Here is a 23,266-nt window from a genome sequence, read left to right on the forward strand (position 1 = left end):
CGTCAGTTCAGGTACTCGAACCTGATATCAGGGCCTGGCCGGCCGGTTAGCGAATGGCGAGCGGCTCGAAGCCCTTCACCAGCGCATCGAGCTTTGAAAGCTGGGTCAAAAACGGCGCGAGTTGATCCAGCGGCAGCGCGCAGGGCCCGTCGCACTTGGCGTTGTCCGGGTCCGGGTGCGCTTCCAAAAAGAGCCCGGCCAAGCCTACGGCAACGCCGGCCCGGGCGAGTTCCGCCACCTGGGCGCGGCGCCCGTCGGCGCTGTCAGCACGCCCGCCCGGGCGCTGCAGCGCATGGGTGACATCGAAAAAGAGCGGGTAGCCGGTCTGTTTCATGTCGCCAAAGCCGAGCATGTCCACCACGAGGTTGTTGTAGCCAAAGCTCGAACCACGCTCGCAAAGCATCAAGCGGTCGTTCCCGGCCTCCTGAAACTTGGTGATGATATGGCGCATCTCGTGCGGGGCGAGAAACTGCGGCTTTTTGATATTGATCGCCGCCCCGGTTTCGGCCATGGCCACGACCAGATCGGTCTGGCGAGCCAAAAACGCGGGCAGTTGGATGATATCAGCCACTTGTGCAGCGGCGGCGGCCTGGTGGGGCTCGTGCACGTCGGTAATGATCGGCACGTTATAGCGCGCCTTGATATCGGCCAGGATCTGGAGGCCCTTCTCGAGCCCCGGCCCCCGGTAGGAGTGCACGGAGCTACGGTTGGCCTTGTCGAAACTCGCCTTGAACACGTAGGGCATGGCAAGTGCCGTGGTGGCCTCAACGTAGGCGGCGGCCACCTCATCGGCAAGCTCGGCAGACTCCAGCACGTTCATGCCGCCCAACAGCATCAGCGGCAAAGAATTGCCGGCGGTTAGGCCGGCAACGGAAATATGACGCTCGCTGGAAGTGGACGGCGAAGAGTCGTGTGAGGTCATGATCGTCCCTTAATCGTGGTCGTGGGGCGCGGCGTGAGCGCGCGTACGTTGCGCCTTGTGTTCGACCGCGGCGTTCACGAAGCCCGAGAACAGCGGATGGCCGTCCCGCGGGGTGGAGGTGAATTCCGGGTGGAACTGACACGCCACGTACCAGGGGTGGTCAGAAAGCTCGACCATCTCGACCAGCGACTGATCCACGCTCTTGCCGGAGATCACAAGGCCCGCTTTTTCCAGCTCGTCGATGAACTGGTTATTCACCTCGAAACGGTGGCGGTGGCGCTCGACGATTTCATCCGAGCCGTAGGCCTCGCGGGCGCGGCTATTCGGCGCCAGGTGGCATACCTGCCCGCCCAGGCGCATGGTGCCGCCAAGATCCGATGCCGCATCGCGCAGCTCGATCTTGCCCTCGGCGTTGATCCACTCGGTAATCAAGCCGACCACCGGGTGCTGGGTGTCGTGGGTGAACTCGGTAGAGTTGGCATCCGTCCAGCCCGCCACGTTGCGCGCGAATTCGATGACCGCGACCTGCATACCGAGACAAATCCCCAGATACGGCACGTTGTTTTCGCGGGCGAACTGGGCGGTCTTGATCTTGCCTTCCACACCGCGCTCGCCAAAGCCGCCGGGCACCAAAATGGCGTCTTTACCCGCCAGACGCTCGGTGCCGTGGCGCTCGATGTCTTCGGAGTCGATGTAGTCGATATTGACCTTGATACGCCCCTGGATACCGGCGTGAATCAGCGCTTCGTTGAGCGACTTGTAGGCGTCCAGCAGCTCCATGTACTTGCCGACCATGGCAATGCTGACCGACTTCAGCGGGTTGAGCTTGGCGTCCAGCACCTTCACCCACTCGGTGAGATCGGCGGGCCCGGCTTCCAGGCGCAGCTTGTCGCAGACGATGTCGTCGAGGCCATGCTCGTGAAGCATCAGCGGAATGCGATAGATGGTATCGGCATCCTGTAGCGGCACGACCGCGCGCTCTTCGACGTTGGTGAACAGCGCGATCTTGCGCCGCTCGCTCTCTTCGAGCTCGACTTCGCTACGACAAATCAGGATATCCGGCTGGATACCGATGGAGCGCAGCTCTTTCACGCTGTGCTGGGTCGGCTTGGTCTTGGTCTCGCCGGCGGTCTTGATGTAGGGCACCAGCGTCAGGTGCATGAACAGCGCGCGGTTGGCGCCCTGCTCGCTACGGATCTGGCGAATCGACTCCAAAAACGGCAGCGACTCGATATCGCCGACGGTGCCGCCGATCTCGACCAGCGCCACGTCGAAGCCTTTACCGCCGTCGTAGACGCGCTGTTTGATTTCGTCGGTGATATGCGGAATCACCTGCACCGTACCGCCCAGGTAGTCGCCGCGGCGCTCCTTGCGCAGCACGTGCTCGTAGACCCGGCCGGTGGTGAAGTTGTTGCCCTGGGTCATCCTGGTTCGAATGAAGCGCTCGTAGTGGCCAAGGTCCAGATCGGTTTCAGCGCCATCCTCGGTGACGAACACCTCGCCGTGCTGGAAGGGACTCATGGTGCCCGGGTCCACGTTAATGTACGGGTCGAGCTTGAGCATGGTGACCTTAAGGCCGCGGGCCTCTAGAATCGCCGCCAGCGAGGCCGACGCGATGCCCTTGCCAAGAGAGGACACAACGCCGCCGGTCACGAAGATATATCGTGTCATGGAAAACCTGTAAGAACGTGATCAATGGGTGTTGCAGAAAGCCACACCAGGATGGGATGGCAGAATAACAGAGTACGCCTAAAGGCTCAATTTGAACTATCGGGTCAGCGGGACTCCCGCCGCCTCAAACAGGTCGCTGACCACCACGATGAATGTGCCACCGCCGTCCTTGTAGGAGCCCAATTCCATTGGGCGATGGAAGGCGCCAGCCTTCCCCGGCCGTGCCACCCTTTTCAAGACACCATTTTCAAAACACCATAAAAAAGCGGCCCGTGTCGCCACGGCCCGCTTTTGGTCACACTAAAACGTCAAACTCAAACGCCCAGGTAATCCAGCATCCCCTCGGCGGCCTGGCGGCCCTCAAAAATGGCGGTGACCACCAGATCCGAGCCGCGCACCATATCGCCGCCGGCAAAGATCTTTTCGTTGCTGGTCTGGAAGGCGTACTGGCCGTGCTCCGGGGCCTTGACCAGGCGGCGCTCGTCGACGTCCACACTCGCGCCTTCGAACCAGGGAATGGAGCTTGCCTGGAAACCAAAGGCGACGACCACGGCGTCTGCGGGAATCACTTCCTCGGAGCCGGGCACGATTTCCGGGCGGCGGCGGCCGTTTTCATCCGCCTCGCCCAGGCGCGTGCGCACGACTTTCACGCCCTCGACCTGCTCGTCCCCCACCACCGCGACGGGCTGGCGGTTGAACAGAAACTCGACGCCTTCTTCGCGGGCGTTGGCCACCTCGCGCCGCGAGCCGGGCATGTTCTCTTCGTCCCGGCGGTAGGCGCAGGTCACGCTTTCGGCGTTCTGGCGAATCGAGCTGCGGTTACAGTCCATCGCCGTGTCGCCGCCGCCGAGTACGACCACGCGCTTGCCTTCCATCGAAATGTAGTCCGCCGGGTCTTTCTCGAAGCCCAGCCGGCGATTGACGTTGGCGATCAGAAAATCGAGCGCCTTGTAAACGCCGGGCAGGTCTTCGCCGGGAAAGCCGCCTTCCATGTACTGGTAGGTGCCCATGCCTAGAAAGACCGCGTCATACTCTTGCACCAGCGTATCGAACTCGATGTCCACGCCGATTTCGACGTTCAGGCGAAACTCGATGCCCATTTCCTCGAATACCGAGCGGCGGCGCTCCATGACGTTCTTTTCGAGCTTGAACTCGGGGATACCGAAGGTCAAAAGCCCGCCGATCTCCGGGTGGCGGTCGAATACCACGGGTTTGACGCCGTTGCGCGCGAGAACATCCGCCGCACCGAGCCCCGCCGGGCCCGCGCCGATGATCGCGACCTTTTTATCGGTCCATACCACCTTGGACATGTCCGGGCGCCAGCCCATGGCAAAGGCGGTATCGGTGATGTACTTCTCGATCGAGCCGATGGTCACCGCGCCGAAACCGTCGTTGAGCGTGCAATCACCTTCGCAGAGCCGGTCCTGGGGGCAGACCCGCCCGCACACTTCCGGCAGCGAATTGGTCTTGTGGGAAAGCTCGGCGGCTTCGATGATGTTGCCTTCCACCACCAGCTGCAGCCAGTTGGGAATGTAGTTGTGCACCGGGCACTTCCACTCGCAGTACGGGTTACCGCAGTGCAGGCAGCGGTGGGCCTGGCTTGCCGCGTCCACGGGCTTGAACGGCTCGTAGATTTCGGCGAACTCTTTGGCGCGGGTGTACGCCTCTTTTTTCTGCGGGTCTTTACGACCCACATCGATAAACTGGAAATCGTTGTTCAAACGGTTGGGCATGATCTCTCTCCTCTCGGCGATGGACACATTGGATTACTGCGGCTGACGCCGAGATTGATCCAGCAAACTACCCAGGCTCGCCGCCTTCGGCTTCACCAGCCAGAAGTGGCGCGCATAGTCGCTAAAGTCTTCCAAAATGGCCGCGCCGCGTTTTGAACCGGTCTCGGCAACGTACGCCTCGATCATCTCACGCAGGTGGCGGCGGTACGCTTCCATCGCTTCGGTGTTCACGCGGTGGATTTCCACCAGCTCATGATTGTACTTATCCACGAAGTTACGCTCTTCGTCGAGCACATAGGCGAAGCCGCCGGTCATGCCTGCGCCGAAGTTCACGCCGGTTTCCCCCAGTACGCAGACGATACCGCCGGTCATGTATTCGCAGCAGTGATCGCCCGCGCCCTCGATGACCGCCATGGCGCCGGAGTTGCGCACGCCAAAGCGCTCGCCGGCCACGCCCGCGGCATACAGCGTGCCGCCGGTGGCGCCATAAAGGCAGGTATTGCCGACGATCGAGGTCTTGTGGCTTTCGAACTCGCTCACCCTGGGCGGCACGATCACGATGCGACCGCCGTTCATGCCCTTGCCCACGTAATCGTTGGCATCACCTTCCAGATAAAGGTTGAGACCTCGGGCGTTCCATACGCCAAAGCTTTGGCCGGCAACGCCGGTAAAGCGCGCGGTGACCGGTGCCTCTTCGAGACCCTCTTCGCCGTAACGCTTGGCAATGGCGCCGGAGGAGCGCGCGCCTACACTACGGTCGCAGTTGGTGATATCGAAGCTGAACTCACCACCCGAGCGATTTTCGATCGCTTCCGCCAACGCATCGAGAACCTCCTGGTTCTTGGCCCCCGGGTCATGGGGTTCGTTGCGGTTCACCGTGCAAAACTGCGGCGCGTCCGCGGGCACGTAGTCGTTTTTCAAAAGCGGCGTCAAATCCAGCTGACGCTGGGCGGGCGTACGCCCTTCGATCACTTCCAAAAGATCCGTACGGCCGATCAGGTCGGTCAACTTGCGCACGCCGATCAGCGCCATCAGCTCGCGCACCTCTTCGGCGATGAAGCGGAAGTAGTTTTTGACCATGTCGACGGTGCCGCGAAAGTGCTCGCCGCGCAGGTAGTCGTCCTGGGTGGCGACACCGGTGGCGCAGTTATTGAGATGGCAAATACGCAGGTATTTACACCCCAGCGCGACCATCGGCGCGGTGCCAAAGCCAAAGCTCTCGGCGCCCAGAATCGCCGCCTTGACGACGTCCAGACCGGTTTTCAAGCCGCCGTCGGTCTGCAGGCGGATCTTGTCGCGCAGCCCGTTGATGCGCAGCGCCTGATGCACCTCCGGCAGGCCCAGCTCCCAGGGGGAACCGGCGTGCTTGATCGAGGTGACCGGGCTTGCCGCGGTGCCGCCATCGTAGCCGGAGACGGTAATCAGGTCCGCGTAGGCCTTGGCAACGCCGGTGGCGATGGTACCGATGCCCGGCTCGGAGACCAGCTTGACCGACACCTGAGCCTCGGGATTGACCTGCTTGAGATCGAAAATCAGCTGCGCCAGATCCTCGATCGAGTAGATATCGTGGTGCGGCGGCGGCGAAATCAGCGTGACACCAGGCACGGCGTAGCGCAGCCGGGCGATGAGTTCGTTCACCTTGCCGCCGGGCAGCTGGCCGCCCTCGCCGGGCTTGGCGCCCTGGGCCACCTTGATCTGGAGCACCTCGGCGTTGACCAGATACGAGGGCGTAACGCCGAAACGGCCCGAGGCGATCTGCTTGATTTTCGAGCTTCTGATGGTGCCGTAGCGGGCGTGGTCTTCGCCGCCTTCGCCGGAGTTGGAGCGCCCGCCGGCTTCGTTCATCGCCTGGGCGAGCGCCTCGTGGGCCTCCGGCGAGAGCGCACCCAGCGACATACCGGCGCTATCGAAGCGCGGCAGTAGACCCTCGACAGACTCTACCTCGTCGAGTTCGATCGAATCGCCGGTGAGCTTGAGCTTCAACAAATCGCGAATGGTCGCGACCGGGCGCTCGTTGACCAGCTGGGCGAACTTCTTCCACTTGGCGTAGCTGCCCTCCTGCACCGCCGCTTGCAAGGTCATGACCACGTCCGGGTTGTAGGCGTGGTACTCAAACCCGTGGACGTACTTGAACTGGCCGCCCTGGGAGATTCCCTTGCGCGGCGTCCAGGCATCCTTGGCCACCAGCGTCTGCTGCATCTGCAGCTCATTAAAGCCCGCACCCTGAATGCGCGAGGCCATGCCCACGAAACAGGTGTCCATCACTTCGTCATTCAGGCCGACGGCTTCGAACAGCTGTGAGCCGCGGTAGGAGGCGAGCGTCGAAATTCCCATCTTGGAAAGGATTTTGAACAACCCTTTCTGAAGCCCCTTGCGGTAGTTTTCGCGACCATCAGCGGGGTTGCCGGTCAGCTCGCCGACCCGGTGCATGTCCGCCATGACCTGGTAGGCAAGCCAGGGGTAAACCGCCGTGGCGCCCACGCCAAAGAGCACCGCCATCTGGTGGGCGTCCCGGGCGTAGCCGGTTTCCACGATGATGTTGGCGTTGGGGCGCAGCGCCAGCCTTCCCAGGTGGCTGTGCACCGCGCCGACGGCCAACGCCGCCTGGATCGGTACTTCGCCTTTGGGAAGCTCGGCATCCGAGAGCACCAGCAGCACGCAGCCCGCCTTGACCTGCTCTTCGGCCTTTTGGCAAAGCGCGGTCACGGCCTGCTTGAGACTCGTTTCCTCCGGGTTATAGCCAAGCGGCAACGGGCAGCTGGCAAAGGCCGGATCGTCCTGACTGACCAGCGCGGTGAACTTGCGCGGCGAGAGGATCGGCGTGGTCAGAATCAGACGGTGCGCGTGCTCGGGGGTGGCCTTGAACACGTTGAGCTCCGCGCCGCAGCAGGTTTCCAGCGACATCACGATCGCCTCACGCAGCGGATCGATCGGCGGATTGGTCACCTGGGCAAACTTCTGACGGAAGTAGTCGGTGAGCAGGCGCGGGCGGCTGGAAAGCACCGCCATGGGGGTGTCGTCACCCATGGAGCCCACCGCCTCCTGGCCGCTTTCGGCCAGCGGGCGCAGCAGCTGGTCGCGCTCTTCACTGGTCACCTGAAACATCTTTTGCTGCACGTTGAGCGAATCGGCATCCATGCTCTGAAAACGTGCAAGCTCGGTCAGCGCCGACTCCAGGTAGCTGGCCTGCTCTTTGAGCCAACGCTTATAGGGGTAGGCAGACTTCAGGCGGTTGTCGATATCGTCGGTGTGCAATACTTCACCGGTTTGGGTATCCACGGCGAGCATCTGCCCCGGCCCCACGCGCCCCTTGGCGACCACGTCCTCGGGCTTGTAGCCGTAGGTGCCGGTTTCGGAGGCAAGCGTAATGTAGCCGTTTTTGGTCATCACCCAGCGCGCCGGGCGCAGGCCGTTACGGTCGAGCATGCACACGGCCTGGCGGCCATCGGTCATGACCACGCCGGCCGGGCCGTCCCAGGGCTCCATGTGCATGGAGTTGTACTCATAAAAGGCGCGCAGCTCCGCGTCCATGGTTTCGACGTTCTGCCAGGCCGGCGGCACCATCATACGCACGGCGCGATGAAGCTCCATACCACCGGTGAGCAGTACTTCGAGCATGTTGTCCATGCTCGAGGAGTCGGAACCGGTCGTGTTGACGACTTCGTCGAGCTCGGCGATGTCCGGCAGGTGCTCGCTTGAGAAGTTGGCCTTGCGCGAGTTGGCCCAGCCGCGGTTGGCCTCGATGGTGTTGATTTCACCGTTGTGGGCGAGCAGACGAAACGGCTGCGCCAGCGGCCAACGCGGCGCGGTGTTGGTCGAAAAGCGTTGGTGGAAGACGCAGATAGCGGTTTCCAGGCGCGGGTCGTTCAGGTCCTTGTAGAACGCCGGCAGATCTTCCGGCATGACCAGGCCTTTATAGGAGACCACCTCAGAGGAGAGCGAAGAGACGTAAAAGTCCTCGTCACCCTTGAGCGCCTGCTCGGCGTAGCGCCGGGCCATGAAGAGATCCACGGCGAAATTGCTGCTATCGCCGGGCTCGATGAAAACCTGCTCGATGCGCGGCAGACAATCCAGCGCCATGGGACCGCATACGCTGGCGTCGGTGGGGACTTCGCGCCAGCCAAGGCGCTTGAGTCCGCGCTGGTCGAGCTCGCGTTCCAGGGTTTCCCGGGCACGCTGGGCGCGTGTTTCGTCAACGGGTAGAAAGATCACGCCCACGGCAAAGTGTTCGCCAAGCTCGACGTCCAGCGCCTCTTTGGCGGTTTCACGCATGAACCGGGTGGGCATTTTTAAAAGCAGCCCACAGCCATCGCCGGTTTTGCCGTCAGCGGCGATACCGCCGCGGTGCGTCATGCACGTCAGCGACTCGATGGCCGTCTTTAAAAGATCGTGACTGGCGTCCCCTTGCATATGAGCAATAAGCCCAAAGCCGCAGTTATCACGAAACTCGCCAGGCTGATGAAGACCTTTGTTCATGGGCGTGCCTCTAGTCAAGGTGTTTTACTGGCAGCGACTCTATGCTTTAATAGCGGGTTTTCTTTTTATTATGCTACGTATTTCCCGCCCGAGCCCCCTGCTCTGATGCGTTCGCTGCCGCAGGAAAATGGCCGCTCAGCATAGCCACTCGCCCCCATCCGGCGCAATCGCCCGACCGCCTGAAATTTCTCAAAACCCTTGCCAAATCCTGCATTTGCATTAACACCCGACTAAAAAATATAGCCCGGTCAATCACTTAACCCCAAAAGCGACGCCGCTCTACAAGCCTCAAATGGCGCATAGACTTTAGTCTAACCATGGCACAACAACCCATGCCGATAGCGCATACGGCATACCGATTAACATGGGTAATGCAGATTCGGGGCCCCTGAAACGACAAGACCCGCCATCCTGGCGGGTCCTGAACATGGGAGCAGACGACTAACGCGGGTCGGCGGCGCCTTGATTGACGGCTCGGGGGTAGCGCTGGAGCAGCGCTTCGAGGGTCGCGGGGGGTGTCTGGTCGCTGATCACCGCCTGGCCCAGGGCCTCGAGCAGTATCAGGCGAAGCCGGGAATCGATGTTTTTCTTGTCCAGGCGCATACGGCTCAAAAAGTCTTCGACCTGCATGCCTTCGGGGGCGGCAAGCGGCAGCCCGGCGCTTTCGATCACCGCTTTGGTACGGGCCAGGTCCCCGGCGCTGAGCATGCCAAGCGTGTGAGAAAGCGCGGCGGCCATGGCCATGCCGGCGCCCACTGCCTCGCCGTGCAGCCAGTTACCGTAGCCCTGGTGCGCCTCGATGGCGTGGCCGAAGGTATGCCCCAGGTTCAAAAGCGCCCGCACGCCCTGCTCGGTTTCGTCATCGGCGACGATATCTGCCTTGGTCTGACAGCTTCGCGCGATCGCTTCGCTAATGGCCTCGGGCTCGACGCGGCGAAGCGCCTCCATATTGGCTTCGAGCCAGCTCAAAAATGCCTCGTCGCGAATCAGGCCGTACTTGATCACCTCGGCAAGCCCGGCGGAGAGCTCGCGGTCAGGCAGTGTCGTCAGCGTATCGGTATCGACCAGCACCGCTTTAGGCTGCCAGAACGCGCCGATCATGTTCTTGCCAAGCGGATGATTGACGCCGGTTTTACCGCCCACCGAGGAGTCCACCTGAGAGAGCAGCGTGGTGGGCACCTGGATGAACGCGACCCCCCGCTGGTAGGCGGCGGCGGCGAAGCCGACCATGTCCCCGATTACCCCACCGCCGAGCGCCACCAGCGTACAGCGCCGGTTGAAGCCGGCGCCGAGCAGCGCATCCCAGATGCGCTCGACCTGCTCGATACGTTTATACTGCTCGCCGTCGGGCAGTACCAGCGTGCGTACGCTACACGCCTCGGGCAAGGCCTGGCAGAGCGTGTCGAGATATAAAGGCGCGATGGTCTCGTTGGTCACCACGAGCACCTGGCTACCCGCAATATAAGGGGCGAGCAGACCGGGCTCGGCAATCAAACCAGCGCCGATGTGAATAGGGTAGCTGCGCTCGGCAAGAGCTACGTTCAGGGTGCGCTTGGCGCTTGACGTCATGACGATACCTTGGAATCGGTCGGGTAGGCGCTTTCGAGCGGGTCGTTGAGGCGCTGGGCACGGCGGAGAATATCGTTGACCACCGACCGCGGGCTTCGTCGGTCGGTGCGCACGGTCACATCCGAGGTGGCGCGGTAGAGCGGGTCGCGGGCGGTGAACATGTCCCGCAGCACCTGTTCGCGGTTGGCGCACTGCAACAGCGGGCGGTTTTTGTCCCGGCTGGTGCGCCTTAGCTGCTGTTCGACCGTCGTGAGCAGATAGACCACGGTGCCACGTTCTCGCAGCGCCTGGCGGTTCTCTTCGCGTAGTACCGCGCCGCCGCCGGTGGCCAACACCACGCCTTGCAGGCGGGTCAGCTCGTCGATCATCTGCATTTCGCGCTGGCGAAAGCCAAGCTCACCCTCGACATCGAAAATCCAGGGTATATCCGCACCGCAGCGATCCTGTATGACGTGGTCACTGTCATAAAAGGTGCGCGAAAGCTCTGCGGCCAACAAGCGGCCGATCGTACTTTTGCCGGCGCCCATGGGGCCGACCAAAAAAAGGCTGGGTAAATCCTGCATCAGCGAACCGCCAAACCATCATCTAGTAGTCGTGGAGTTATAAACACTAACAGCTCTACCTTTTCATTGCTCTCCTGGGTGTAGCGAAATAGCCGCCCGAGGAAGGGTAGATCGCCCAATAACGGGGTTTTGGCAATTTGGCTGAGCTGCTCAGTGGTTAAGATACCGCCAAGCACGACGGTTTGGCCATTGTCGACCAGCACCTGGGTTTCGATCTGATTGGTATCGATGGGCGGCTCGCCGCCGAATTCGCTTTCCCGAAAGCTGTCGTTTTTGATCACAAGATCCATGATGATGCGGTTATCCGGGGTGATCTGCGGGGTGACCTCCAACGAAAGCTCGGCTTCCTTGAACTGGGTATCCGGATTGCCCTGCACATCCACGCTCTGAAACGCGCGCTCCTCGCCCTGGCGGATAGTCGCGGTGCGCTGGTTGGCGGTGATGATGCGCGGCTGGGAGATCGTCTGACTCTTGCCTTCGCTTTCGAGCGCCCTGAGTTCGAGATCCAGCAGCACGTCGCCGGAGAGATAACCAAAGCTAAACCCGGTGCCGGCCACCGCGCCGGCCCCCAGGTCGACGGCAAGCCCGCCCTGGGCGCGGTTGATGCCATCCGGGTTGATATTGCGTCGGCCGTAGGTCGTGCCATCTTCGTTGAGCTGAAAACCGCGGGTGCTCGAAACGCCCCAGTTGATGCCCAGCTCGCGCGAGGCGGTGTCCCGGGCGATGACGATGCGCGCCTCGATCTGCACCTGGCGCACGGCGATGTCCAGACGGTCGAGGGTGGCGAGTATTTCGCGAATCTGCTCGGCGGTGTCCTGAACCAACAGCGTATTGGTGCGCTGGTCGACGGTGACCCGACCGCGGTCGGTCAAAAGCCCGAAGCCGTCGCCACCGCGCAAAAGCTGGGCGAAATCCTCGGCGCGGGCGTAGCGCACTTCGATGAATTCGGTGACCAGTGGCGTGAGGGTCTGGCGCTGATTGCGCGACTCGATCTCCTGGCGCTCGATATCGGCAAGCTCCCCCGCCGGTGCGATGACGATCACATTGCCCTGTTCGCGACTCGAGAGCCCCTGGCTTTGCAAAATCAGCGCCAGCGCCTGGTCCCAGGGCACTTCGTTCAGGTTGAGCGTGACCCGCCCGGTCACGCTGTCGCTGGCCACCAGGTTCAGGCCGGTGAACTCGGCAAGCGTGGCCAGCACCGAACGCACCTCGATATCCTGAAAGTTGAGGCTCAGCCGGTCGCCGGTGAAGCTCTCCTCGCCCCGCTGGGCAAGCGATTCGGATTCGGCGACGGGCTCCACGTCCACGGTCAGCACCCGCCCACTCTGCGAAGAGAGCATCGCAAAAGCCCCCTGGGTTTGAAGCTCCAACTGCACCCCCCGTGCGGTGGCGCGCGGCGTGATGCGGTTGATCGGCGTGGCGAAGTCGGTGACATCGAGGATCTGGTCGAGCGAATCCGGCAAGGTCACGCCTTCCAGGTTGGCCAGCACGACGCCGCGGTCGGCTTCCTCGACAGTGGCGCTCACGCCGCTTTGGCTAAACGTGACCAGCAGCCGCCCGGCGCCGTTGGCGCCACGGCGAAAGTCGATGTTCTCGACCTGGGGTCCGCTGGCACTGGCGGGGGTTGAAGCGCTGGCAACAGAGGCCGCCGGCGGCGTTGTCGCAGCCTGGGCAGTAGAGGTTGAAGTAGATGCAGAAGCCGTCGCGGCCGGGGGCGTACCGCCGGTCGGAGTCAGGAAAACGCTTAGCCGGCTGGGGGACGGCGCCGAGCGAAACGTATGCGCCCCCTGCAGCTCGACGATCAACCGCGTGCGCCCGCCCCCTTCAATGGTCGTGATCCGCTCGACCCCCGCCTGGTCGACCACCAGGTTACGGTTTTCGAGCCCGCTTTGGGTATCCGGCAAATCCAGCGCCAAACGCGGCGGCGACTCCAGCGCGTAGCCGGTGAGCTCGGCGGGAGGGCCGTCGAAGGAGAGCAAAAGCTCCACCTCCCCTTGGGATGCCTCGCGCACCTGAAGATCGGTCAACAGCACGGCATTGGCCATGGCAGGCCAGAGGGCGAGCAGGAAAAGCGCGGTATAGCGGGCAGTGATGAGCATAAACAACGGGTCCCGGATCAACGTCTATCAAGCGATAAGTAGTAACAGCCGGCTAGGGGTCGAGTGACAGCGCGGCCGGGCTCTCCTGCCAGCCCTCCTGCTCGCTGAATACGCGCTCGAGCAGAGTGACTTCCTCTAGCGAAATACGGGTGACCTCCCCGTAGTTGGATCCCATGTGATTCCCTTCGCGCACGTTCACGACGCTGCCATCCGGCGTGGCGACCAGCGCTACGCGCTGGCCCCCCATTTGCAGCGTACCGACCAAGCGCAGCGAGGCAAGCGCAAAGGCTTCCAGCGGCTCCAGGGGGCGCTGGGTATCCGGCGCCATGGCGCTGTTTCGCGGCGAGATTGTCTCACTTCGCGCCAACTGCTCAGGCGCCAAAAACGGGCTGCGCGACTCGCTATATTGGTAGTTTAAATATGCCGCCTCGGGAAAAGGCGCGCTTGCAAGGGAAGCCTGCCCACTGGGGGCGCGGCGGATATCGGCAAGCGTGGCGTCCAGCTCGTCCAGCCGGGCATCGCTGCAGCCGGTCAGGGCCGCCACCAGGGCCATCATGCACACGCGGCGTTGTCTCATGGCGCCGCCTCCTCGTGGCCGGGGTCGTCGATATAGCTGTAGGTGCGCGCCACCAAAGAGAGCCTGAGCACGTCGCTTTGCGGCTCGACCGGTGTAATGGTCAAGTCGTGCTGGGTGACGATACGCGCGAGCTGGCTGATGTCGGCCACGAAGCGGCCCAGCTGGTGATACCCCCCGCGCACCTGAATATCCAACGGATGCTCGATGTAGTGTTCGTTGCTCACGGTCGTACGCAACCGGACGACTTCGATGGTCAGCCGGTTATCCACCGCGGCGTCGCTGATGCTGTCCAAAAGCGAGGGAATCTCGGCGCTGGTGGGCAGCATGGCGCGCATCCGGTCCATCTGCCCGCCGAGGGTGTTCAACTGGTTCTGCACGTTGGGCAAAAGCGCCACTTCCGAGGCCTTGACCCGGTATTCGCTCAAAAGGCGCGCCTCTTCGCGCTGCGCCTCGGCCAATCTGGCGCGTTTGTCGCTGACCTGCCACGCCATTAGCCCACCAAAGGCGAGCGCGAACATCAGCACCACGCAAAGCGCTTTCAAAAAAACCGGCCAACTGCCCGCTTCCTTGAGATCCAGGCTTTGTACGTCGACTTCCTTGAGGCGCTGCCACTCGTGGCGCGCCCGGGCTCGCGTCATCACTGGGCGGCCTCCCCTTGACCGGCGTCAGAGCTTGTATCGTGTAGCGTCTGGACGACCTCGAAGCCAAACCGCCGCCCTTGCTGGTTCGGGGCGCTGGTCACCTCGGAAAGTACCGGCACGGCAAAGCCTGACATACTCGCAATGCGGCGCAGCTGCTCGGAGACCTGGCGCTCGTCGCTGGCCGTCGCGGTGAGGCGGACCCGCTCCCCTTCCCGGCTAAGCTGCTCGTAGACCACGCCGTCGGCCAGGCTCGCGGCAAGCGCGTTGAAAAGCTCGACGGTATCGGTGCGCTCGCTTTGCAGGGTTTTGAAAAGCTCGAGCTGAGTACTGAGCTGTGCCGCGTCCGCCTGATAGCGCTTCACGTCGGCAATCTCTTGCTCCAACTGCTCGACATGGCGGGTGATGTAGGCGTTGCGCATCTCTTGCCCATCGAGCTCTTGCTGATACACAAGCCCCACAGCCAGCGCCATCAACACCCCCACGACCAGCGCCAGGGCCAGCACTTTATAGAACTGCCGGGTGCGCTTTTCCCGGCGCGCATCCCGCCAGGCCAACAGGTTGATGTTGATATTCATTGGCCCACCTTCATGGCAAGCCCACAGGCGGTGAGCATGGCCGGCGCGTCGTTGGTCAGGCCCTCGACGTTCAGCCGCTTATAGATGTGCATCCGGTGAAAGGGGTTGGCCAGCGTCACCGCCAGGCCGTTTTCTTCGGCGATACGCTCGGCAAGCCCCGGGATCACGCTCGACCCGCCGGCCAGTACCAGGTGCTCGACCCGCTGTTTGCGCCCGGCGGTATAGTAAAGCTGCAGCGAGCGGCCCACCTGCTGCACCACGGTTTCGATAAAAGGCGTTAGCACGTTGGCCTGATAATCCTCGGGCAGGCCGCCGCGCTTTTTGGCAAGGCCGGCCTCTTCGTTGCTCAGGTCGAACCGTTCGCGAATGGCATCGGTCAACTGGCGCCCGCCAAACACCGTGTCGCGGCTGTAGGTAATGCGCCCGTCGCGCAGCACGTGAAACGCGTTCATATTAGCGCCCAGATCCACCAGGGCCACGCATGCCCTGGGGTCGTCACTGACGTTGAGCGCCCGCCGGAGCTCGCCAAACGAGCGCTCGACGGCGAAGGTTTCGACATCCACCGCGGCGGGTTCGAGCCCGGCCTGTACCAGCGTATCGGTCAGTTGGCTGACGTCGCGCTGACGACACGCCACCAGCGCCACCTGCTGCTGGCTTTCGTCATCGGGCACCACCCCCAAACGCTGAAAATCGAAGGCCACCTCGTTGAACGGAAAAGGAATGTGGCGGTCGTACTCCTCGATTATCCGCGCCTCGATCTCGTCTTCGCCCAGCGAAGCGGGAAAGCTCAGGGTTTTGCTAATGGCGGCGCTGGCGGGAACGGCGACCGCGGCTTTACGGGTCGAGGGGTTGGCGTGTTCGACGGCGTTTCGAAGCACGCGGGCGACATCGCTGATATCGCGTATCCGGCGCTCCACCACGGCCCCCTCTTTGAGCGGGCGCACGGCGTAGCTCTGAACCTGAAAATTGCCGTCCAGCTGCTTGAGCTCTAAAAGCTTAACGGTGGCCGAGGTGATATCGACCCCGATCAACCCCTTTCCAGACTTTGGTAGGCGCATGTGGTCCCGTTGATTTTGTCGTCTTGTCGAGCGTCGTCCGAGGTTACCTTATTTTTGGCGCCGCCACACGTTGAGGCAATCATGGCATATCAACACTGGTGGCCGAGGGCCTGGCTTCTTATAATGGTCGCCAATTGCGCAATACGGCCAGTTGGACGCCGTACTTATCTTATCTCCACGGGTGCCCTCTGTTCATGACGTTTTTTCGAACCCTTATCCTGTCACTGGTTTCGATGGCTGCCGCCCTGGTGGGCGCCGCCGTGCTGGCCGTGGTAGGCGCTGCCATCTACTTTTCTCCGGGACTTCCCGACGTTCGCCAGCTGCAAAATTTCGAATTGCATACCCCGCTACGTATCTTCACCAACGACGGCCGATTGATCGGCGAGTTCGGTGAAGAGCGGCGCATGGTGGTCGATTTCGACGAAATCCCCCAGGACATGATCAACGCGCTGGTCGCCGCGGAGGATTCGAGCTACTTCGAACACGCCGGGGTCGACCCGCGCGGGCTTGCCCGCGCGGCGGTGGAGCTTGCCCGAAGCGGCGGCTCGATCCAGTCCGGGGGCTCGACCATCACCATGCAGGTCGCGCGTAACTATATGCTGACGCTGGATCAAACCTTCACGCGTAAGATTCGTGAAATCCTGCTGGCGCTGCAGATGGAGCAAGTGCTCTCCAAAGAGCAAATCTTCGAGCTTTATGTCAACAAGATCTTTTTGGGTAACCGCGCCTACGGCATCGCCACCGCCGCGGAAACCTACTACGACCGGCCGCTTGCCGAGCTAACGCTTGCCGAAACCGCAATGATCGCGGGGCTTCCCAAAGCGCCGTCGGCATTCAACCCGCTGGCCAACTCCGAGCGCTCGCTGATTCGCCGCAACTGGATTTTGTTCCGTATGCGCGAGCTTGGCTATATCGATAACGATACCTACCAGGCCTCGGTGCAGGACCCGGTGACCGCGCGTCGCCACTACACCCAAACCGAAGTGGACGCCTCCTACGTCTCGGAAATGGCGCGCCAGTACGCGGTGGAGCGCTTTGGCGACACCGCCTACACCGGCGGCTACCGGATCTACACCACCATCGACAGCGAGCTTCAACCCGCCGCCCGCAATGCGCTGGCCAACGGCTTGATCGAGTACGACCGGCGCCACGGCTGGCGCGGCGCGGAGCAGCGCGACATCGCCGCAAGCCTCGTCGAAGCCCAGGAGCAAACCAATACTCAAGGCCTTGAAGAGGAGCTTTCCGAGTCGCCGGAAATTCGCCAGACCGCGCGCCAGGCCGCGGAGCGCAGCCAGACCGAGATCGAAGGCATCGACGGCGACGTTTCCAACTGGCTGCAGGTACTCGAGCGCACGCCCAACTACGGCCTTTTGCAACCGGCCATCGTGGTCCAGAGCAGCGGCCGGGAAATGCAGGTGCTGACCCGCGACCGCGAACTTAGAACCATCGCCTGGGACGGCCTGAACTGGGCACGCGCCTACCAAAGCCCGCGCAGCCGCGGCGGCGAGCCGTCAAGTGCCGACCAGATCGCCGTGCGCGGAGACCTGATCCGCGTGGTGGAGAACGACGACGACACGCTCAGGCTTTCTCAGCGCCCGGACGTCGAAGGTTCGCTGGTGGTTCAGGACCCGCGCACCGGCGCGATTCTGGCGCTGCAGGGCGGCTTCGACTTCAACGCCAGCAAGTTCAACCGCGCCATTCAGGCCCAGCGTCAGTCGGGCTCGATCTTCAAGCCCTTCATCTACCTGGCCGCCCTCGACGACGGCGACATGACAGCGGCGAGCGTGGTCAACGACTCGCCCCTGGTGGTAGACGACGGCAGCAACTCGCTGTGGCGGCCGATGAACTCCAGCCGCGACTTCCAGGGGCCGATGCGCCTGCGCCCGGCGCTGGCACGTTCGCGCAACCTGGTCACCATTCGCGTACTCCAGACCATGGGCGTCAACCCGACCATCAACTACCTGGAAGGCTTCGGCTTCTCGGTCGACCGGCTGCCCCGCGGGCTTTCCCTGGCGCTGGGTAGCGCGAGCCTCACGCCTATGGAGATGACCAACGCTTACGCGGTGATCGCCAACGGCGGCTTCCAGGTATCGCCCTGGTTCATCGAGCGCGTCACCCGCGACGACGACCGGGAGATCCTCGACGAGGCCACGCCGCAGATCGCCTGCCCGAGCTGCGCCGAAGGCCAGGAGAGCGTCGAGATCGACGGCAAGGAGTATCCGGTCGCCCGGCGCGTCGCCGATGCCGGCGCAGTATATATTCTGCGCGACATGCTGCGCGACGTGATCACCTCGGGCACCGGGCGCGCCGCGCTCAGCCTGAACCGCGACGACATCGTGGGTAAAACCGGTACCACCAACAACCAGCGCGATGCCTGGTTCGCCGGTTTCAACAGCGACCTGGTCACGACGGTCTGGGTGGGTAAGGACAGCAACGAAACCACCGCGGAATACGGCGCCAGCGCCGCCCTGCCGATCTGGATCGACTTCATGGGCGGCGCCCTGGAAGGCACGCCTTCGGCCCTGCCGGAGCGCCCCGCCTCCATCGTCACCGCACGGGTCGACCCGGACAGCGGCCGCCGCTTGTACGACAGCCAGTCCGGCGGGCTCGTGGAGCTTTTCCGTGAGGGCCACCTGCCCTCCTACCAGGCGCGCACCATTAGCCGCGAGCTCGAGGAGGCCAGCGGCTCCCAGGGTTCGGGCGCGGCGGAATCGATCTTCTAGCCAGGCCGCGATGACAAGGCCCAACGAAAAAGCCCGGAACATGGTTCCGGGCTTTTTTATGTGCGGCCATAATACGTGAGTTACGCCTTCACGACGGTCACCTCGCGGCGGCTGGCCAGGTAGTTGGCGCTGATCACCGCCGCGATCACCACCACGCCGGCTATTTCGGTCCAAAGACTTGGGTAGAAGACGCCAAAGATCGCCGCCCCTATCGCCAGGCGCGGTAGCCACGCCATGCGCGTAAACAGATACCCCTCGAGCGAGGCGGCAAAGGCGCACAGCGCAAAGATCGCGATCACCGCGTTCCAGGCCACGACCAGCACCGGCCCGCCCAGGATGATCTCCGGGTTGAACACCATGAACAGCGGGATCAGGTAGAGCCCCTTGGCAAACTTCCAGGCCTGGAAGCCGGTTTCCATGGGTTTACTGCCGGCAATCGCCGCCCCGGCAAACCCGGCCAGCGCGATCGGCGGGGTCACGTTGGAGTCCTGGGAGTACCAGAACACCACCAGATGCGCGATCAACAGCGGCACGCCGAATTCACTGGTGAGCGCCGGCCCGACCAGCACGATCAGCACGATATAACTCGCCGTAACCGGCAGCCCCATACCCAGCACCAGGCTCGCCAGCAGCACCATGACCAGTGCAAGCACCAGGTTGCCGCCGGAAAAAGCGAGCATCATCGAGGAGAACTTGAGCCCCAGCCCGGTCAGCCCCACTACGCCGACGATGATACCCGCCACCGCGCAGGCCATGGACACCGCCACGGCGTTGCGCGCGCCAAGCTCCAGCCCTTCGACCAGCTTGATGAGCCCCGCCCACACCACGTTTTTGGTGCGCTCGAAGGTCACCGGCTGGCCCTGGCCGGGGGCGACGAAGAAGTACCAAAGCGCGTAGCGAATCACCGCCACGGCGACCATGGTCACCACCGCGTAGTAGCCCACCCGCATGGGCGAAAGGTTCATGACCAGCAGCCAGACCAGTACCGCCAGCGGCAGCAAGAAGTGCCAGCCATCCTTCATCACCTGACGCATTTTGGGCAGCTCGCTTCTCGGCATGCCCTGCATGCCTTGCTTTAGCGCGATGATATGCACGAAGAGATAGACCGTGGCGAAGTACATGATGGCCGGCAGGATGCTGATCTTGACGATGTCCAGGTACGGCGTGTTGGTGTACTCGGCGATCAAAAACGCCCCGGCCCCCATCAGCGGCGGCATGATTTGCCCGCCGGTCGACGCCGCGGCCTCGATGCCGCCAGCCTGCTTGGGCTGATAGCCGAGCTTTTTCATGAGCGGAATGGTAAAGGCGCCGGTGGTCACCACGTTGGCAATGGCGCTACCCGATATCGAGCCCATGCCCGCCGAGGCGAGTACCGCCGCCTTGGCCGGGCCGCCGCGCTGGCGCCCGGTGGCCGCATAAGCCATGTCGATGAAAAACCGCCCCGCGCCGGTGCTCTCCAAAAAGGCGCCGAACAGCACGAAAATGAAGATATAGGTGGCCGCCACCCCCAGCGGCAGGCCGAAAATGCCCTCCTGACCAAGGTAAAGCTGCCCCGCCACACGATCGAGCGTATAGCCGCGGTGGGACAAAATACCCGGCAACCACTCGCCAAGCCAGGCCAGTTCCCCCCGGGGCCCGGCCAGCGCGTAGACGATCGCGATCAGGCCGATGATCGTCATGCCAAAGCCCACCGCCCGCCGGCTGGCTTCCAGCACCGTGACCGTGGCGATGATCGCTACGGTGATATCGGTCTGGTTCCAGAACCCGGCCCGGTTGATGATCTCATCCAAAAAGAAGACCAGGTAGCCGCCGGTGACCAAAGCGCCGGCAAAGAAGATCGCGTCGAGGGCCCAGCCGAGCACGCCGCGCGCGCGGGTCGGGCCGAACACGGGAAACATCAAAAACGCCAGCAGCATGATCAGCGCCAGGTGGATACTGCGCTGATAGAAAAGCCCCAGCGGCTGAATGCCCGCCGAGTAGAGCTGGAAAAGCGAAAGGGCAACCGCCACGATCGTGATGGCCCAAAGTGCCAGGCGGGGCTGCACCGCGTTTGCCCCCGGCATGACCACCGCAGGTTGAGTGGATTCGCTCATGGAGTCCTCGAAAGGGTTAGCAAGCAAAGAGTTTTAACGTCAAGGGATAGCCGCAGACACCGGCTCACGGCGCGGTGAGTTCGACGATCACCCGCTCACCGGGGGCGCGCTCGCTCAGGCTCACCGTTTCATGGCCGCTATCGGGCCAGCTGATGCGATGGTTCACCGAGAGTGCCCCTACGCGTAGCCGGTAGCGATTGCCTGGCACGGCCTCGTCGATGGCGTTGATCCAATAGCCGCCTTCGCCGTCGGAAACCTGCACCCCGCGCCCGGCGATATGACCAAGACCCGCGGCGAAGTCCGGCTGGTGGCTACGCTCCAGCACCATCTGCCCACCGCGGTTTTGGTAGCAGTCGAGCACGGTAAAGTGCGCCACCGAGTGGTTCCAGGCCATGCACCAGCGGCTTTCATCGGGAATGGGGTGATCGAGCAGCACGGCGCCGGCGTCGCTGGTAATCGTCAAACGCGCCGGCGCCTGTCCCCAGGCACCGGCGCTTTGTAGCGCCACCAGTGAAAGCGCTATCAGCGGCGCAGCTAGCCACTGCATGATCGAGCGCCTCGGGTAGGCTTAAGGGCGCAGACGATCGGGGATCTCGGCGCCGGTCTCTTCGAAGTAGCGGATGGCACCCGGGTGGAGCGGCACCGGCGTAGACTCCATCGTGAACTCGACGGTGGTGTCGTTGGCCGCCGGGTGAACGGCGATCAGCTCGTCGGTGTGCTCGAAAAGCACCTGGGTGAGCTGGTAGGCAAGCTCTTCGTCCATATCCGCGTTGACCACCAGGACGTTGGGAATGCCGATGGTCTGCACTGCTTCGTCCATACCGTCGTAGAGGTCTGCAGCCAGCTCGTAGCGCGCAAACACTTCCTCTTCTTGCTGAGCGTTACTGATCTCTTCATCGGACAGGCCGATCAAACGAATATCCCGGGTGGCCGCCAGGTTCATGATCGAGCTGGTCGGCGGGCCCACGCTCCAGAACCCGGCGTCGATGTCGCCATCGCGGATGGCGTCGGCGGTTTCGTTGAAATTCAACCGTTGGGCGGTGAAGTCGTCGTAGCTTATGCCGTTGGCTTCGAGCAGCGCACGGGCGTTGAGCTCGGTGCCGCTACCCGGCGCGCCCACGGACACCCGCTTACCGGCCAGGTCACTAATGCTCTGGATATCGGACTCCGCAAGCGTGACCAGTTGTACGGCGTTGGGGTAGATCGAAGCCAGCGCCCGGGTGTTTTCGACCTGACGGCCTTCGAAGTCGCCCGTGCCGGTATAGGCCTGGTAGACGGTGTCCGCCAACGCGGTGGCCATGTCCGCGTCGCCACGCATGATCAGGCCCATGTTCTCGACCGAAGCGCCGGTGACTTCCGCGGTCGCCTGCGCCCCTTCGATATGGTTGTTGATCATTTCGGCCAGACCGCCACCAATCGGATAGTAGACGCCCCCGGTGCCCCCGGTGGCAATCGAGAGCTGCTGTGCGCTGGCGGGTAGCGCCAGCGCTAACATGGTCGTGGCGGCAGCGTATTTTAGCGTTCGCATGGGCGTTGTCTCTCTCATGGGTGCGTTATTGATATTGGAATCGCAAGGTAAACGCGGCTTTGTGGTTTTTGAAAGCCGCTTTAATGACGTTAGCACGGTTTCAAAACAAACGTTAATGGGACGATAGTGCCATAGCTGCGGCGCCGTAAAAGCGCTCGCCCCCTGCTGCGCTCACCGGCCGACGCCTGGCGGCGTCCTTTCACGAAATAGCGTCACTTGAGATAAATTTTCAAAATTACGCAATAATGACGCCTATTTTGCCCCCACCCCAGGAGATTCGATGGAACCGCCCCTACCCCGTCCCAACCTGGCCATTAGCGCCTACCGCGATTTGAAGCGGGATATCATTCGCGGGCGCTACCCGCCGGGCGAGAAACTCTTGATGAGCCTTTTGAAAACGCATTACGGGGTAAGCACCGGCCCGCTGCGAGAGGCGCTTTCCCAGCTGGTGGCCGACCGGTTGGTGGTCGCCATTAGCCAGCGCGGCTACCGCGTCGCGCCCATGTCGCTTGCCGAACTGGGCGATATTTACGACGCCCGCGCCCAGCTCGAAGGCCTGGTGCTGGGGTTGGCGATCGAACGTGGCGACGATGACTGGGAAGCCGACGTGCTAGCCACCGCCCACCGGCTGGGCAAGGTCACCGACGTCAGCAGCCCGGATGAGCTTCTCGATAACTGGGACCAGCGCCACCAGGCCTTCCATACCGCCATTGCCAGCGGCTGCAACTCCCCCCACCTGCTGCAAATGCGCGATGCGCTGTTCAACCAGGTCGAGCGTTACCGCCACCTTTGGTTGCAGGAAACCGTGATGTCGGCCAGCGCGCTGGCCCAAAAGCACCAGGAGCACAGCGCGCTGGTCGAGGTGATTCTGGCCCGAGAAAGCAACCGCGCCGCGGGCATGATGCGCGAGCACCTGATGACCCCGGTACCGGTCATTACCGAGGTGCTACGAGCGCGGGGCATCGACTAAAGTCGACGTTTTATAAAAATGTAGATATTTCTTTTAAACGGCGATACATTGCAAGCACTCACCAAGAG

The 23,266-nt window shown here is 62.7% G+C and carries 16 protein-coding genes; 2 read left to right on the top strand and 14 right to left on the bottom strand.

Annotated features, from left to right (window positions below):
- Positions 1-46 precede the first annotated feature (46 nt).
- The 11 genes from kdsA to pilM form a co-directional block, all read right to left on the bottom strand.
- The gene (gene kdsA, locus ACWHXT_RS13480; RefSeq protein WP_447926771.1) at positions 47-922 is read right to left on the bottom strand and encodes a 3-deoxy-8-phosphooctulonate synthase; all 876 of its coding nucleotides are present in this window, start codon (positions 920-922) and stop codon (positions 47-49) included.
- Between the two features lie 9 nt (positions 923-931).
- Positions 932-2,593: a CTP synthase gene (locus tag ACWHXT_RS13485; protein WP_447894070.1), complete on the bottom strand. Its 1,662-nt coding sequence runs from the start codon at positions 2,591-2,593 to the stop codon at positions 932-934.
- 314 nt (positions 2,594-2,907) lie between these two features.
- Positions 2,908-4,326, bottom strand: a complete 1,419-nt coding sequence (locus ACWHXT_RS13490; RefSeq protein ID WP_447956212.1) for an FAD-dependent oxidoreductase — start codon at positions 4,324-4,326, stop codon at positions 2,908-2,910.
- 33 nt (positions 4,327-4,359) lie between these two features.
- Positions 4,360-8,802, bottom strand: coding sequence for a glutamate synthase large subunit (gene gltB, locus ACWHXT_RS13495; RefSeq protein WP_447956213.1), 4,443 nt, complete (start codon positions 8,800-8,802; stop codon positions 4,360-4,362).
- A 441-nt stretch (positions 8,803-9,243) separates the two neighbouring features.
- Entirely contained in the window at positions 9,244-10,371 is a 1,128-nt protein-coding gene (gene aroB, locus ACWHXT_RS13500; protein WP_447956214.1) for a 3-dehydroquinate synthase, read from the bottom strand.
- The gene (gene aroK / locus ACWHXT_RS13505) at positions 10,368-10,934 is read right to left on the bottom strand and encodes a shikimate kinase AroK (protein WP_447926776.1); all 567 of its coding nucleotides are present in this window, start codon (positions 10,932-10,934) and stop codon (positions 10,368-10,370) included. Before aroK ends, aroB begins: the two co-directional genes overlap by 4 nt.
- Entirely contained in the window at positions 10,934-13,033 is a 2,100-nt protein-coding gene (gene pilQ, locus ACWHXT_RS13510) for a type IV pilus secretin PilQ (protein ID WP_447956215.1), read from the bottom strand. The genes aroK and pilQ overlap by 1 nt, the downstream gene beginning before the upstream one ends.
- Before the next feature lie 52 nt (positions 13,034-13,085).
- Positions 13,086-13,610 (bottom strand): pilus assembly protein PilP, encoded by a 525-nt coding sequence (locus tag ACWHXT_RS13515; RefSeq protein ID WP_447956216.1) that lies wholly within the window; start codon positions 13,608-13,610, stop codon positions 13,086-13,088.
- Entirely contained in the window at positions 13,607-14,248 is a 642-nt protein-coding gene (locus tag ACWHXT_RS13520; RefSeq protein WP_447956217.1) for a type 4a pilus biogenesis protein PilO, read from the bottom strand. Before ACWHXT_RS13520 ends, ACWHXT_RS13515 begins: the two co-directional genes overlap by 4 nt.
- The gene (locus ACWHXT_RS13525) at positions 14,248-14,826 is read right to left on the bottom strand and encodes a PilN domain-containing protein (RefSeq protein ID WP_447956218.1); all 579 of its coding nucleotides are present in this window, start codon (positions 14,824-14,826) and stop codon (positions 14,248-14,250) included. The genes ACWHXT_RS13520 and ACWHXT_RS13525 overlap by 1 nt, the downstream gene beginning before the upstream one ends.
- The gene (gene pilM, locus ACWHXT_RS13530) at positions 14,823-15,884 is read right to left on the bottom strand and encodes a type IV pilus assembly protein PilM (protein WP_447529659.1); all 1,062 of its coding nucleotides are present in this window, start codon (positions 15,882-15,884) and stop codon (positions 14,823-14,825) included. The genes ACWHXT_RS13525 and pilM overlap by 4 nt, the downstream gene beginning before the upstream one ends.
- A 194-nt stretch (positions 15,885-16,078) precedes the next feature.
- Between pilM and ACWHXT_RS13535 the strand changes: the two genes are divergently transcribed.
- Positions 16,079-18,607 carry a penicillin-binding protein 1A gene (locus ACWHXT_RS13535; protein ID WP_447894076.1) on the top strand — a complete coding sequence of 843 codons (2,529 nt, stop codon included), beginning with the start codon at positions 16,079-16,081 and terminating at the stop codon, positions 18,605-18,607.
- 80 nt (positions 18,608-18,687) lie between these two features.
- Here the strand turns inward: ACWHXT_RS13535 and ACWHXT_RS13540 are convergent, their stop codons facing one another.
- The 3 genes from ACWHXT_RS13540 to ACWHXT_RS13550 form a co-directional block, all read right to left on the bottom strand.
- On the bottom strand, positions 18,688-20,700 hold the full coding sequence (locus ACWHXT_RS13540; protein WP_447956219.1) for a TRAP transporter permease: 2,013 nt from the start codon (positions 20,698-20,700) through the stop codon (positions 18,688-18,690).
- A 64-nt stretch (positions 20,701-20,764) separates the two neighbouring features.
- A complete protein-coding gene (locus tag ACWHXT_RS13545; RefSeq protein ID WP_447956220.1) occupies positions 20,765-21,247 on the bottom strand; it encodes a DUF1850 domain-containing protein in 483 nt (160 codons plus the stop codon).
- A 21-nt stretch (positions 21,248-21,268) separates the two neighbouring features.
- Complete coding sequence (locus tag ACWHXT_RS13550; protein ID WP_447956221.1) at positions 21,269-22,228, bottom strand: TAXI family TRAP transporter solute-binding subunit; 960 nt, start codon at positions 22,226-22,228, stop codon at positions 21,269-21,271.
- A gap of 280 nt (positions 22,229-22,508) precedes the next feature.
- Here ACWHXT_RS13550 and csiR point away from each other — a divergent pair, with 280 nt between their 5' ends.
- Complete coding sequence (csiR, locus tag ACWHXT_RS13555; protein ID WP_447956222.1) at positions 22,509-23,198, top strand: DNA-binding transcriptional regulator CsiR; 690 nt, start codon at positions 22,509-22,511, stop codon at positions 23,196-23,198.
- Positions 23,199-23,266: the final 68 nt, after the last annotated feature.

It is taken from the genome of Vreelandella halophytica, assembly GCF_968193635.1.

Bases quoted from the DNA above. Each gene is read 5' to 3' on its own strand.
- kdsA (WP_447926771.1), bottom strand. From the start codon at position 922: ATGACCTCACACGACTCTTCGCCGTCCACTTCCAGCGAGCGTCATATT.
- ACWHXT_RS13485 (WP_447894070.1), bottom strand. From the start codon at position 2,593: ATGACACGATATATCTTCGTGACCGGCGGCGTTGTGTCCTCTCTTGGC.
- ACWHXT_RS13490 (WP_447956212.1), bottom strand. From the start codon at position 4,326: ATGCCCAACCGTTTGAACAACGATTTCCAGTTTATCGATGTGGGTCGT.
- gltB (WP_447956213.1), bottom strand. From the start codon at position 8,802: ATGAACAAAGGTCTTCATCAGCCTGGCGAGTTTCGTGATAACTGCGGC.
- aroB (WP_447956214.1), bottom strand. From the start codon at position 10,371: ATGACGTCAAGCGCCAAGCGCACCCTGAACGTAGCTCTTGCCGAGCGC.
- aroK (WP_447926776.1), bottom strand. From the start codon at position 10,934: ATGCAGGATTTACCCAGCCTTTTTTTGGTCGGCCCCATGGGCGCCGGC.
- pilQ (WP_447956215.1), bottom strand. From the start codon at position 13,033: ATGCTCATCACTGCCCGCTATACCGCGCTTTTCCTGCTCGCCCTCTGG.
- ACWHXT_RS13515 (WP_447956216.1), bottom strand. From the start codon at position 13,610: ATGAGACAACGCCGCGTGTGCATGATGGCCCTGGTGGCGGCCCTGACC.
- ACWHXT_RS13520 (WP_447956217.1), bottom strand. From the start codon at position 14,248: ATGACGCGAGCCCGGGCGCGCCACGAGTGGCAGCGCCTCAAGGAAGTC.
- ACWHXT_RS13525 (WP_447956218.1), bottom strand. From the start codon at position 14,826: ATGAATATCAACATCAACCTGTTGGCCTGGCGGGATGCGCGCCGGGAA.
- pilM (WP_447529659.1), bottom strand. From the start codon at position 15,884: ATGCGCCTACCAAAGTCTGGAAAGGGGTTGATCGGGGTCGATATCACC.
- ACWHXT_RS13535 (WP_447894076.1), top strand. From the start codon at position 16,079: ATGACGTTTTTTCGAACCCTTATCCTGTCACTGGTTTCGATGGCTGCC.
- ACWHXT_RS13540 (WP_447956219.1), bottom strand. From the start codon at position 20,700: ATGAGCGAATCCACTCAACCTGCGGTGGTCATGCCGGGGGCAAACGCG.
- ACWHXT_RS13545 (WP_447956220.1), bottom strand. From the start codon at position 21,247: ATGCAGTGGCTAGCTGCGCCGCTGATAGCGCTTTCACTGGTGGCGCTA.
- ACWHXT_RS13550 (WP_447956221.1), bottom strand. From the start codon at position 22,228: ATGCGAACGCTAAAATACGCTGCCGCCACGACCATGTTAGCGCTGGCG.
- csiR (WP_447956222.1), top strand. From the start codon at position 22,509: ATGGAACCGCCCCTACCCCGTCCCAACCTGGCCATTAGCGCCTACCGC.